Annotated in this window: 11 protein-coding genes and 1 pseudogene; 4 read left to right on the top strand and 8 right to left on the bottom strand. The window is 60.0% G+C overall.

The genetic code is table 11. From position 1 onward, the window contains the following. Positions 1-25: 25 nt before the first annotated feature. The 6 genes from ACAX43_RS10305 to ACAX43_RS10280 all read right to left on the bottom strand — a co-directional run bounded on the left by ACAX43_RS10305 (position 26) and on the right by ACAX43_RS10280 (position 5,357). Complete coding sequence (locus tag ACAX43_RS10305; protein WP_370708269.1) at positions 26-763, bottom strand: energy transducer TonB; 738 nt, start codon at positions 761-763, stop codon at positions 26-28. A 270-nt stretch (positions 764-1,033) separates the two neighbouring features. Continuing rightward, on the bottom strand, positions 1,034-1,270 hold the full coding sequence (locus ACAX43_RS10300) for a bacterioferritin-associated ferredoxin (RefSeq protein ID WP_370708268.1): 237 nt from the start codon (positions 1,268-1,270) through the stop codon (positions 1,034-1,036). Between the two features lie 216 nt (positions 1,271-1,486). Continuing rightward, positions 1,487-2,374 carry a glutamate racemase gene (gene murI / locus ACAX43_RS10295; RefSeq protein WP_370708327.1) on the bottom strand — a complete coding sequence of 296 codons (888 nt, stop codon included), beginning with the start codon at positions 2,372-2,374 and terminating at the stop codon, positions 1,487-1,489. 168 nt (positions 2,375-2,542) lie between these two features. Further along, on the bottom strand, positions 2,543-3,022 hold the full coding sequence (bfr, locus tag ACAX43_RS10290) for a bacterioferritin (RefSeq protein WP_370708267.1): 480 nt from the start codon (positions 3,020-3,022) through the stop codon (positions 2,543-2,545). A 189-nt stretch (positions 3,023-3,211) separates the two neighbouring features. Further along, on the bottom strand, positions 3,212-4,735 hold the full coding sequence (locus ACAX43_RS10285; RefSeq protein WP_370708266.1) for a fumarate hydratase: 1,524 nt from the start codon (positions 4,733-4,735) through the stop codon (positions 3,212-3,214). Between the two features lie 55 nt (positions 4,736-4,790). After that, positions 4,791-5,357: a TIGR00645 family protein gene (locus ACAX43_RS10280; RefSeq protein ID WP_370708326.1), complete on the bottom strand. Its 567-nt coding sequence runs from the start codon at positions 5,355-5,357 to the stop codon at positions 4,791-4,793. A 768-nt stretch (positions 5,358-6,125) separates the two neighbouring features. Between ACAX43_RS10280 and ACAX43_RS10275 the strand changes: the two genes are divergently transcribed. Further along, positions 6,126-7,322, top strand: a complete 1,197-nt coding sequence (locus ACAX43_RS10275; protein WP_370708265.1) for an acyl-CoA desaturase — start codon at positions 6,126-6,128, stop codon at positions 7,320-7,322. A gap of 242 nt (positions 7,323-7,564) precedes the next feature. Beyond that, on the top strand, positions 7,565-7,900 hold the full coding sequence (locus ACAX43_RS10270) for a hypothetical protein (RefSeq protein WP_370708264.1): 336 nt from the start codon (positions 7,565-7,567) through the stop codon (positions 7,898-7,900). A 115-nt stretch (positions 7,901-8,015) separates the two neighbouring features. Here ACAX43_RS10270 and ACAX43_RS10265 read toward each other — a convergent pair whose 3' ends face one another. Next, on the bottom strand, positions 8,016-9,152 hold the full coding sequence (locus tag ACAX43_RS10265) for a sensor histidine kinase (RefSeq protein ID WP_370708325.1): 1,137 nt from the start codon (positions 9,150-9,152) through the stop codon (positions 8,016-8,018). A 455-nt stretch (positions 9,153-9,607) separates the two neighbouring features. Between ACAX43_RS10265 and ACAX43_RS10260 the strand changes: the two are divergent. Further along, positions 9,608-11,044: pseudogene (locus tag ACAX43_RS10260) on the top strand (dihydrolipoyl dehydrogenase). An 84-nt stretch (positions 11,045-11,128) separates the two neighbouring features. Further along, positions 11,129-11,554, top strand: coding sequence for an OsmC family protein (locus tag ACAX43_RS10255; RefSeq protein ID WP_370708263.1), 426 nt, complete (start codon positions 11,129-11,131; stop codon positions 11,552-11,554). Positions 11,555-11,760: 206 nt separating this feature from the next. Here the strand turns inward: ACAX43_RS10255 and ACAX43_RS10250 are convergent, their stop codons facing one another. Then, a complete protein-coding gene (locus ACAX43_RS10250) occupies positions 11,761-12,837 on the bottom strand; it encodes an alpha/beta hydrolase (protein ID WP_370708262.1) in 1,077 nt (358 codons plus the stop codon). Positions 12,838-13,008: the final 171 nt, after the last annotated feature.

The raw sequence follows: 13,008 nt of genomic DNA, 5'->3' as shown, positions 1-13,008 counted from the left end.
TGCAATTCCTTTTTTAAAATCGGCCTCAATCGTTCAGATTGAAGTCGTAAGGCTGGGTATATGCGGCCCGAACCGGTTGGCCATTCTCGAGGTACGGTTTGCAGGCGCTCGCATGCACGGCGGCGAGCGCGGCGTCGTCAAGGCGACTGAAGCCGCTGCTCTTTTTCAGTTCGACGTTCTCTAGTTTGCCGGTCAGGCCGACCACGAACTTCACGTATGCGGTGCCGGTTTCGCCGCGTCGCTTCGAAAGCGATGGGTATTCCGGCCTGGCGATATTGCAGTCGAGGTGCGAGACGTTCTTCGGTGCGGTGATCTCCATCGTCTGACGGCCGATCGCCGGGGCAGCCTGAGGAGCCGGAGCAGCCATTGCGGCGGCCGCGGGCGGCGTCGGATCAGGCGCTGCGACCGGTGTAGGCGACGGCGCGGCGGCCTCCGGCAACGGCGTAGGCGTTGGCTTGGGCGTCGGTGTCGGCTTCGGCTGAACCTTGGGCTTGGTATGAACCGGCGGAGTGGGCTTAGGAGGCGGCGGCGCGATCGACTGCAGCGCGACGGGCGCGGCGACTGGCGCCGGAGCCAGCAACTGCGCAGTCATGACGCGCGATTCGAGCGGCGGCTGCACGGGTTCATGACGCAACGTCAGGACCACGGCCAGCAACGCGACGTGAACCGCGGCGACCGCGACAGTCGTGGTCAAGACACGGAAATTCATTCTGGCGGACGAAGCCGGCGTAGCGCCGGCTGAAACGGTATGCGAGGCCTGCATGTTAGCGTGGCGGCGCGCTGTTGGCACAGCGCGTCAGACAAGACGTCGTCATGTTCGGAAGATCAGCAGCGAAATGGACAAAGTAGTCACGAAACCAATCAGCAATTCCATCTCGAACTCCTTTTAACGGGTGAGCGGGTAGCTGGCTGGTACGGATACTGGCTTGCTGACGGCAGTGGGTACGCACGAAGCGACGCACGAAGCGGCGCATAAAGCGGTGGGGCAGTGAGCGCCGGAGGCGCGGCGTGGGCCGCGCCCTAAAATCCGGCCTCAGGCGGCCTTGCGTTCGTAAAACGTCAGCGGCACGGCTTGGGAGTGATGGTCGATGCCGCAGCGGCTGGCACATACGCCGCTTTTCATCATCACATCGCGCACGGAGTCCGCGCACTTGCCACAGCAGGAGGCGACGCCCAGTTCGAATTGAAGCTCGTCGAACGAATCGACGCCTTCCGCGATCGAGGCACGGATCTTTCGGTCAGAAACAGACTTGCAGACACAGACAATCATGGCAGGGCGTCATAGCTAACGTTAATGCGAATTATTATCATTTTGTTTGACCCGTTTGGCAAGCGTCCTGCGGGAATTTTTGTAACAAAACCAGACTGTTAGAAGGGATTTCGTCTGTGGGATGGATTTTGCGGGAGCGGCCGAAAGGGCGCAAATACGTCTAAAAAGCGCGCAAAAAGGCCGCGCGGCGGCCCCAAAGCGGGGCGCGGGCCGGCTTTATGCGGCTTGGGAATCCGGCGCTGCCGTGCGGCGCGAAGGGATCACGACCTGTTCAACCGCCGCATTGATCTGCAGAAGAGTCGCGGCAAGTTGTTGCTGATGCGTGCCGTCGCCGGTCGAATAGAAACGGGGCGGAGCGGTATCTGCGCCTTCCGGAGTGGCGCGCAGGCCGTGCTGGCCGAGCACCCGTTCCAGCTGACGCGCAATGGCCACGCTCGTATCGATCAGCGCCAGCCGGTCGCCGACGATGTCGCAGATCGCCGCATCGAGAAATGGGTAGTGAGTGCAGCCGAGTACCAGTGTGTCGGCGCCGGCGTCGAGCATGGGCTGCAGGTAGCTGTGCAGCAACGTGCGGAGTTCCGCCGAACCTACGTCGCAGCGTTCCACCGCCTGCACGAGCCCGTGCCCCGGCTGACAGAGGAAGCGACAATCCGCGGCGTAGCGCTCCAACAGCCCCTGAAAGCGGGCACTGCGCAAGGTTACCTGCGTGGCAAGCACGCCGGCGACCCGGGTTTTAGACTGCAACGCCGCCGGCTTGATGCCCGGTTCAACGCCCACCAACGGAACAGGCAGCTTTTCGCGGACCAGCGCGATCGACTGCGCGGTCGCCGTATTGCACGCGACCACCAGCGCCTTCGCGCCTTGCTTGACCAGCCATTCGCAGATCGCGAGAGTGCGGTCTGCGATGAAGTCGTCATCGCGTTCGCCGTAGGGGGCGTAGAGCGAGTCGGCCGCGTAGATGAGCGCTTCGTCGGGCAGTTGCGTGCGGACCGCGCGCAGCACCGACAAACCGCCCAGACCGGAATCGAAAATGCCGACTGGCGCCCGCGAATCGGCACGTGGGGTGACAATCCGGGCACTCGAAGACGGCGATTCGGCGGACATAGGCGAAGAGGACGCGCGCGGCGCAGCGGTCACGGCAAGCTCAAGAAAACAGGGAAGTGCGCAAGTATATCGTCCGCGCGGCGCCTATCCGGGCAAATAAGCCGACAAATGAAATGGCGTAGGCGCCAGCCCACGATCCGACGCGCGGGCTTTTGCAACGTGATTCGATCAGGATTCGATCGGACCCATCGCGGTTTGCTGGTAGTTCTGAATGCCGATCTTGTCGATCAGGTCGATCTGGGTTTCGAGCCAGTCGATGTGTTCTTCGGTGTCGTCGAGAATCTTCACGAAAATTTCGCGCGAGACGAAATCGCGAACCGATTCGCAATACACGATCGCTTCTTTACAGGTGCTTTGTGAAATCTGTTCGAGCTTCAGATCGCATTCGAGGATTTCTTTGGTTTCCTCGCCGATCAGCAGCTTGTGCAGATCTTGCAGGTTCGGCAGGCCGTCGAGCATGAAAACGCGTTCGATCAACCAGTCGGCGTGCTTCATTTCGCCAATTGATTCGTCGTATTCATGCTTGCCGAGTTTCTCGAGGCCCCAGTGCTTGTACATCCGCGCGTGCAGGAAGTACTGGTTGATGGCGGTGAGCTCGTTCTTCAGTTGAGCGTTCAGATACTCGATAACTTTCTTGTCGCCTTGCATGGGAATTCCTTATGGGGGCTTTGAATTTTCAACAACAATAAACGCCAGACCTGAAAAAGCCAAGGAAACAGACACATCTTTTAACTTTGTCCCCGGCGTCACGTGCCCCGTCTCGCGCAGCAATGAAAAAGCCGGGACCTGAACTGCAGCCCCGGCTTCTTGACAGACGTGACAGGCGTTAGCGGCGAATTAAACCGTCGCGACCGGAATCTTGCCGATCCTGGCTTGCCATTCCTTCGGGCCGGTCTGATGCACCGAGGTACCGGTCGAATCGACGGCGACCGTCACAGGCATGTCCTGCACGTCGAACTCGTAGATCGCTTCCATGCCCAGATCTTCGAACGCGAGAACCTTCGCGCTGCGAATCGCTTTCGACACGAGGTACGCCGCGCCGCCCACGGCCATCAGATAGGCGGCCTTGTGCTTCTTGATCGACTCGATCGCGACCGGGCCACGCTCGGCTTTACCGATCATCGAAATGAGACCGGTTTGCGACAACATCGTCTCGGTGAACTTGTCCATGCGCGTCGCGGTGGTCGGGCCTGCCGGGCCAACGGCTTCGTCGCGCACCGGATCGACCGGGCCGACGTAGTAGATCACGCGGTTCGTGAAGTCGACCGGCAGCTTTTCGCCCTTTGCGAGCATGTCGGCGATACGCTTGTGCGCAGCGTCGCGGCCCGTCAACATCTTGCCGGACAAGAGCAGCGTTTGGCCCGGCTTCCAGCCGGCGACTTCTTGCGGAGTCAGCGTGTTCAGGTCGACGCGCTTGCTGGTTTCCGTATTCGGTTCCCACTGCACCTTCGGCCATGCGTCCAGCGACGGCGCTTCCAGCTTCGCCACGCCCGAGCCATCCAGCGTGAAGTGCGCGTGACGGGTCGCCGCGCAGTTCGGGATGATCGCGACCGGTTTGCTCGCAGCGTGCGTCGGCGCGGCCATGATCTTCACGTCCAGCACGGTAGCGAGGCCGCCGAGACCTTGTGCGCCGATGCCGAGCGCGTTGACCTTCTCGTGCAATTCCACTCGCAGTTCTTCGATCCAGTCCTTCGGGCCGCGTGCGATCACGTCCTGAATGTCGATCGGATCCATCAGCGATTCCTTGGCCATGACCATAGCTTTTTCAGCCGTGCCGCCGATGCCGATGCCGAGCATGCCCGGCGGGCACCAGCCCGCGCCCATGGTCGGCACGGTCTTCAGAATCCAGTCGACGATCGAATCAGACGGATTCAGCATCGCGAACTTCGACTTGTTTTCCGAACCGCCGCCCTTTGCTGCGACTTGCACGTCGACCTTGTCGCCCGGCACGATCTCGTAGTGGATCACGGCCGGCGTGTTGTCTTTCGTGTTCTTGCGCGCGCCTTCAGGCGGGCTGACGATCGAAGCGCGCAGCACGTTGTCCGGGTTCAGATAACCGCGGCGCACGCCTTCGTTGATCATCTCGGTGACGCCCATCGTCGCACCGTCCCAACGCACGTCCATACCGACCTTTACGAACACCGTGACGATACCGGTGTCCTGGCAGATCGGCCGCTTGCCTTCGGCGCACATGCGGCTGTTGGTCAGGATCTGCGCGATCGCATCCTTGGCGGCCGGGCTCTCTTCGAGTTCGTACGCGCGGCCCAAGGCCTGGATGTAATCGAGCGGGTGGTAATAGCTGATGTACTGAAGCGAATCAGCAATGCTCTGAATCAGATCTTCCTGTTTGATGACGGTCATGGCTAGCTCAGTGGGGACAAGTGGCGCCTGGTGTTCCGATCGCGGGGCAGTGCGGTCAGTCGTGCGCCTTTAGGGGAGGGGAACTGTTCGAACCCAGCGCTTGCAACCCCGCGGGTTCCTGAAAATGTTTCGGATGCGTATGGGTGGTGAGGCGGTCGACAAATGCCATCACCAGCGCCGAGACGAGGAACGCGACGTGAATGATCACCTGCCACATGATGGTGTGCGTCGAATTCTGGTCGGGGCTGATGAAGGTCTTCAGCAAATGGATCGACGAGATGCTGATCAGCGCCATCGACAATTTGACCTTGAGCACGCCGGCGTTCACGTGGTCGAGCCATTCCGGTTCGTCCGGATGACCTTCCACACCCAGGCGCGACACGAAGGTTTCATACCCGCCGATGATTACCATGATCAGCAGGTTCGAGATCATCACCACGTCGATCAGGCCGAGCACGACCAGCATGATGTTGGTTTCGTCGAGCGTCATGGACGCTGTGACCAGATGCCAGACTTCCTTGACGAACAGGACGACGTATACGGCCTGGGCCACGATCAGGCCCAGATAGAGTGGCACTTGCAGCCAGCGGCTCATGAAGATGATGACGGGCAGCGGGCGCATCGGGCGGCGCTGACGGGCAGAGTCGGGTCGCGGGGCGGACATAGGCAAGATTCAGATGAAACGCAGGTAACGGAACACGGACTCAATGCGCTGATCCGAAGCGCAAACCCAACGCGCGGATCAGGCTCGCAAGCCGAGGCGCGGACGGCGCGGTGCACGGCCCGGGGAGGCCGAAAAAGCCCGCGTCAGGCGCGGTATTGTACAGCGTTTGCTGAATTTTCTGCCGCGCGGGAGGTAGTGGGCTTATGCCTATATCCGGATGCTGACCGGCGGCGCGCGAGAGTCGGCGTAGCAAAGCCCTGGCACGCGAGGCGCCGGCATCAGCAGCAGGCTGAACGTATGCGTGCAACTCGTAGCGATGGCACGAAGCGGTCAACCACGCCGGCGAGCGGCCGTTCCAGCTCTTGCGCGCGCGTTTTTCGTCCCGGTACGGGACCGTACCGACATCCCCGGCAGTTGCCTATACCGTCTGCTAAGTCACCTCGCGGTGACACCACGCGAAGGTCGGCATATAGACGAAATAACCCAACCGGATGTGGCCGATAGGCTGGCGTACATTCTCCCAATCGGGATACCTGTCATGAATCCGCTAACACTGTTTCTTCTCACCGCGCTCGTTTTCGCGTCGCTTGACATCTGGGCGTTGGTTCGGCCAAAACCGCTGCTTTGTAGCAGCATATGAAGGGTATGTCGGCTACGCAACTTCTTGGGTAACTGCCGCGCGCTATCTGGTCTTCACACGCGGCTATATCTATTACGAAGGTCGTTTTGTCTACCACGTCAATTGCATTTTTTTCCCACGGAATCCTTTCGCTATTGTGGTGGCAGGTTCTGCTGGTGACGCTAGTCTTGACTCACGTCACGATTGTCAGCGTGACCATTTATCTCCATCGCTGCCAGGCACACCGTGCGCTGGATCTGCATCCGATCGCGAGCCATTTCTTCCGATTCTGGATATGGATGACAACGGGCGTGCTGACGGGACCGTGGGCTGCGATTCATCGTAAGCATCACGCGAAGTGCGAAACCGCTGAAGATCCGCATAGTCCACAGATTCGTGGCATCTGGCAAGTGCTGCTTGCAGGTGCTGAACTTTATCGCGCCGAACTGAAGAACGAAGAAACGCTGCGCAAGTTCGGTCACGGCATGCCGGACGACTGGGTGGAACGCAACCTCTATTCACAATACCCGAATCTCGGCATCAGCTTGCTGATGGTGATTGACGTCGCGCTCTTCGGTGTTGTTGGGGTGTCGGTCTGGGCTGTCCAGATGATCTGGATTCCATTCTGGGCGGGTGGCGTGGTCAACGGCGTCGGACATTATCTGGGTTACCGCAACTTCGGCTCCGCAGACGCGAGCACGAACTTTATCCCCTTTGGCATCCTGATCGGCGGCGAAGAGCTACACAATAACCATCATGCGTTTGCCACCTCCGCGAAGCTGTCGAGCAAATGGTACGAGTTCGATATCGGCTGGATGTATATCTGCATCCTTTCTGCCCTGCGGTTGGCGAAGGTAAGGAAAGTGGCGCCGACGCCGCACCTGATCAAAGGCAGGATGGTGCTCGACGATAGTACGGTGCAGGCCATTCTCAGAAACCGCTATGAGGTGATGGCGCGCTATGCAAGGACGGCTGAACGCGCATATCGGCAGGAACTGGCGCATATGGCGCATATCAGCGGCTTTGAAAAACTACGGCTCATGCGCGACGTCAGGAATACATTTCGTGTCGTGGACCTGGCGCAAGAAGATCGGGGTCAACGGCGGGTGGCGGAAATATTTTCCCGCAATCAACGGTTGCGGACCTACGTCGAATTGCAAATCGATCTCGCGGCAATGTGGGAACGATCGAACAGGTCGCGCGAGCAGTTGCTCTTTCAGTTGCAGGAATGGTGTCACCGTGCAGAGCATAGCGGCATCCTTGCGCTTGAGGAGTTTTCGTTGCGCCTTCGCCAGTACGCGTGATTCGGCGAAACATTGATGGGACGCGCAGCAGGACTTGCCAAACTCCATCCGCCTCGAGTCGTGCTGACCATTTCCAGGCAGAGGTCTGCAGTTGCTTCGGATGCATGCTTCGACGCGACCGGGTCAGGCAAGGCGCTATGTGGGGCAATGGGCTTCGGCGTGCGCGGCGGGACCGAATAATGCGGAGCCCATGACAGCACCTGCATATCGTATGCGGGTCATGACTAGCAATGGAGCTTGTGATGAAACACACAAACAGATTGGTATGGGCTGGCGCGTTGGTACTCGTATTGTCGGGTCCTGCACTCGCTCAGTCGGGCGGTGGCGCAGGCGGCGGGTCTGGTGGAGGATCGTCGGGTGGTCCGACCGGCGCAGCGGGTTCGACCTCGATGGGCGGTCACGGTGCCGCGACCGCATCGCCGACGGAACAGGGGATGCCTGCGTCGGACGCGATGGGGATGAAACATACCGGTACGGCGGGTACGACCATGCACAAGCAGAGCAAGGCGATGTCAGGGAAAGGCAAAGGGGCCGCCGCTTCGGCAGCCGGGACGAGCGACAAGGGCACGCCGCAATAATCGTATGGGTGCTGACAAGCCAGGACGCGCAGCCAACCGGTAACAATCGTCGACGGATTGTAAAGTTGGGCGCGACTGGACAGCGGACGGCCTGTTGACCGGGCAGCAGCCATGCTCAGCTTGCCGCCGCCGCATATCGGGGCAGGCTGATGGTGAAGACGCAGCCAATGCCAGGCAAGTCCCGAACGCTTAGGATACCGTTATTTGCCTCGACGCTACGTCGCGCGATCGAAAGTCCCAGGCCCAAGCCGGTTCTGTCCTCGCCGTTCTGGGTGAAGGGCAGGAACATCCGTTCCGCATCGCCGGGCGGAAGACCGCCGCAGTGATCCTTCACGTCGATCAGGATGCGATCCGCCACGGCATACGCATCCAGCGTCACCTCGCTATGGGAATGCGTGAACTTGAAAGCGTTCTGCAGGAGGTTCCCTAGTGCAGCATAAAGCTGGTCACGGTCTCCGCTGACAGCCAGCCGCGGGTCCACGGCGGACACCGTCAACGCGCAGCCCCGGGCCTGGGCCGCAAGCTCGGCGGCGCGTTTGACTTCCGCGATAAAGCCGGCAACCGGAAACATTCTGGACTGCACGGAAATGCCGGCCGGCGTACGAACCTCATCTAGCGAATGGGCGATCAGATCGCGCAGTCCGTCCAGGCTTCGCTGCAGCACCGTCCCGGTGGCGCCGGACAGACTCAGATTTCCGGTTTTGGCGGCAGTGAACGCGAGCGTGGCGGTCTGGAGAAAGTTGCGCAACTCGTGCGCGAAGAATCCCAGCCGTTCATGCAGCTCAATCGCCTGCCTGTCCGCCACGGCAAAATCGCGCTGGTAGCTGAATTCGGTGACCGCGTCGGCAATCGCATTGTCCAGACAGCGGTTGAGCGTGCGAAACTCGTCAATCTGGAACGGCGCATCGCGCTCGTAGGCGAGATCTGTCACCGCCTGGCACAGGTCTCCATAGTCGTGCACGACCTGGTCAACCGTAAACCCGAGCGTCAGCAATTCCCGGCCGTGCTGTGCCGCTGTCTCGCCGATTTCGGATAGAGACGCCCCTCCGCCCGACGGACCTGAAATCCTTCGGCTGTCCATCGGCTCCGAAGTCTGCTCCATCCGCAGCGTTCTGATGAGCTGGTCCAGGAACAGCGGCACGCCGTTCTGAAGTTGCTGCGCGGTCGCCGCACGGCCGGGTCGCTGCGCCACCTTCGCACGGCACCGTTCTATCAGTTCATTGCGATTGTTCGCGAGAAAAACATGCATCATGAGCAACCCCTCGACGCCGCTTTGCGGCACTTCCATCAGTGGCTAACGGTCGCTGCGGGACGCAACCTGCTGCGACGCCGTCTTTGCTCGTGTGATTTCGATTCAACACGATTTGTCGATGTGGAAGCGGTGAAGACGCCGATATCGCGATGTGCGATATGGAAGCACGATCGCGCACGGCGCTTCATTTCCGACCCGGAATAGATCGTCTGGTCAGGCTGCGATACGCGCGCAAAATCTGCTGATGCACTCGCGATCGGCATGACCGATCCTTTCGGGCAATCCCGCACCTTTACCCACTCATACTACGCTCCTATTTCCCTCAGCGCGAAGGGCGCGGTCCGCGGGCATAGCGATTGCGGCAGCGGTTTTTGTACCATCCGTTGTGTCAGCGTTTCGCAAAATGCGATCGAACGATGGGGTGGCTTTCGGACGCGGTATTTCATGGGGACGTGATGCAATCCAGGGAAGTGGATGTCGCTATCATCGGTGCCGGTAGTGCGGGGCTCGCTGCGTTTCACGCGGCCCGCGCGGCAGGCAAACGCGTATTACTCATCGAATCGGGCGATCTGGGGACATTGTGTGCGCGCAGCGGCTGCATGCCATCCAAACTGCTGATCGCGGCCGCGAACGGGCTGCACGATGCCAGAGCGCTTGGCGCGCTAGGGGTCACCGGTCTCGAACACGCAAAGCCGGACGGCCGTGCGGTGCTGGCCTACGTGCGTGCCGAACGCGATCGTTTCGTAGCGTCGGTTCTGGCGGACATGCGCTCATTTCCCGAGGATTCCGTCGTGCAGGGGCACGCACGTTTTTTGTCGAATACGGTATTGACTGTCGACGACAGGTTCGAGATTCGCGCCCGCAGCGTGGTTATCGCGACCGGGGCAAGGGGCGTCATACCGGACAACTTAAAGGTACTCGGTGAACATGTTGTGCTCAGCGACGCGGTTTTCGAATGGGACACCCTGCCGGAGAGCGTGGGGATCTTCGGCGCCGGCCCGATTGCCCTCGAGTTGGGGCTCGCCCTCGCGCGACTGGATGTCAGGGTTCAGATCTTTGGCCGGGATGGCGCTGCTGCCGGGCTGACCGACCCTCAAGTCCGCGCTGCACTGGTCCATGCGTTGCAACGCGAGGTCGACCTGGACGTCGACGCGAAGATTCTCGAAACGAAACTTGAAGATGGAATGCCCACGGTCCGATATCGCGCGCCCGACGGCAGCGTGATGACCTCGCAGTTCGCGACCGTGCTGGCGGCGACCGGGCGGCACCCGGCATTAGACACTTTGTAACTGGACAAGACCACGCTCACGCTCGACCAACACGGTGTGCCGCTCTTCGACGACACGTCAATGCAGTGCGGCGACAGCACCATCTTCATTGCCGGCGATTGTGACGGTACGCGACCGTGGCTCACCGACGCCACGGATGAAGGCACGCTCGCTGGGTGCAACGCTGCGAGTTTTCCCGACGTGCAACATCACAAGCGCAGCGCTTCGTTGTCGATCGTCTTCACCGAGCCTCAAGCCGCGATGATCGGCGCCTCATACAAATCGCTCGCGGGTCGGGACATCGTGGTCGGCAAGGTGTCGTTCGAAGACCAGGGCCGGAGCAAAATCATGCGCAAGAACAGCGGAGCGCTTCACGTCTATGTGGATGCCTGCAGCGGAAAACTGCTCGGCGCCGAAGCGAGCGGCCCGGAAATCGAGCACCTTGCACACCTGCTCGCCTGGGCCGTGCAACTCGAGCTGAGAGCACAGGAGGTGTTGTCACTTCCGTTTTATCACCCGGTGGTGGAAGAAGGTTTGCGAACGGCTCTTCGCGACGCAAGCCGACAGCTTTGCGAGCGGCATGCTGAGCCGATGCCAATCATGGCATCGGCAGTGGGTTGCTGATACCTGTTCGGGCACCGCGAGCTGTGTTTTGTGGTGCGTGAGTGTCAGGACGAGGTGCTTGTTGTACAACCAAGGAGAGATCAGATGAAGAAGACTGCATCGGCAAAGTGGCAAGGCGGAATCAAGGATGGCGGGGGCTCAATCTCGACGGGGAGCGGTGTTCTGAAAGACGCGCAATACGGCTTTAACGCGCGTTTCGAAGATGGTCCGGGTACCAATCCTGAAGAGTTGCTGGGCGCCGCGCACGCGGGCTGTTTTTCGATGGCGCTTTCGCTGCAACTGGGCGAGGCCGGTATGGTACCGCAGAGCATCGAAACTACGGCTACGGTTACGCTGGACAAGTCTGACGGCGGTTTTTCGATTACGGCCGTTCACCTTGACGTGAGAGCCCGGATTCCGGGCGCGGAGAAACAGGCTTTCGAAAAGGCAGCCAATGCCGCCAAGGAAGGGTGCCCGGTTTCGAAAGTACTCAATGCGGAAATAACGATGGATGCGCACCTGGAGACGTGAGGTCGCGGCCGTGGATCCTGAGATGCGGATCCACGGCCGTATGCACATGCGAGCGATCCCATGCCGACAGTCCTTCCTCACGATTCGACTGCCGGCCAACTCAGGCACATGCTGGCGCGCGTCACTCGCCCAGACTATGCGGCGTTACGCGCGAACGGCCCGAATTCATTCGACGAGTGTTTGCACATTTTTCTTCAGCGCTTCCTCTACCGTTTTGCCGAAAATGCATTCCGCAAATCAGCCGACGCCTTTTGTTCGGCTTCCTTTGCTTTTGGGACGACGGCTCCCATGCCAAAGAACTCATGCGTAACACCGACGTAATTTTTATAAGACACCTTGACGCCCGCGCTACGTAACCGATCGGCATAAGCCTTGCCCTCGGAGCGCAACGGATCGATCTCATCAGTGATGATGGTCGCCGGCGGCAAACCGCGAAGGGATTCCGCTTTTAGCGGCGATACATAGGGATTGTTTGCCTCCTTGGCGTCCGGCGCGTACTGCTTGAAAAACCATTCCATCATCGGCTTGCTTAACGGCTTGGCGGTGGCATTTTCAAGGTAAGAGGGCGTACTGAAGTCGTTGTTGGTGATTGGATAGACGAGCAATTCATAGACCGGCATCGGCGTCTTTTTATCGCGTGCCATCATTGAAACCACGGTGGCCAGATTGCCGCCGGCGCTCTCACCGCCAACAGCGACCCGATGGGGATCGGCCTGAAATTCCCGGGCATGGCTCAGCACCCATTGATAGGCAGCGTAGGCATCGTCGCTGGCCGCCGGGAATGGGTGTTCGGGCGCTTGTCGGTAATCGACCGCCACGATGATTGCTTTTGCGCCATTGGCTAGCGCGCGGGGCGAGGCGTCGTAAGTCATGGTATCGGCAATGACCCATCCGCCGCCGTGGTAGTAGACCATGACCGGGAATGGACCCTTGCCCTTAGGGCTGTAAATATGAATGGGAATATCGCCGCCAGGGCCCGGAATGCTCATGTGCTTCAGACTGCCGACTTCCTCCGGTGCAGTACTTTTACCCTCCTGCGTCAAAACTTTTTTGACCGCATCAGCGGGCGTTGGCTGCTTACGGGCTTCCTCCGGCGTGAGTGTTTCAATTGGCTTGCCGCCGAGGCTGGCGAGCGCGTCCAGCACCTTTTGCATGTGCGGTTCGGCCTGGGCGGGAGCCGACATCTGTTTCGTGCCGGCTGGATCAGACTCGTCGGCATTGGCCGGTGCTGGTGAAAACGCCAGCAAACTTGCCGGCAGCAGGGTGAGAGCAATTTTGTGCATGGTGGGTAGCCTTTTGTTTAGACATGAAAGAAGCCGCGCAAGTCTTCGCGCTGCATTCCATTCCACGCGCAGCATAAAACGGACCCCGAAACTGGCTCACCGCTTATCGGTCAATCAATCGTGGTAACGAGCGTAATCAGGCTGATGATTGACTGCGATGCTGAGCAATCC

The sequence above is a fragment of the Paraburkholderia sp. IW21 genome, assembly GCF_041321145.1.
Taxonomy (GTDB): Bacteria; Pseudomonadota; Gammaproteobacteria; order Burkholderiales; family Burkholderiaceae; genus Paraburkholderia.
This window is presented reverse-complemented; position numbering and strand designations above follow the sequence as displayed.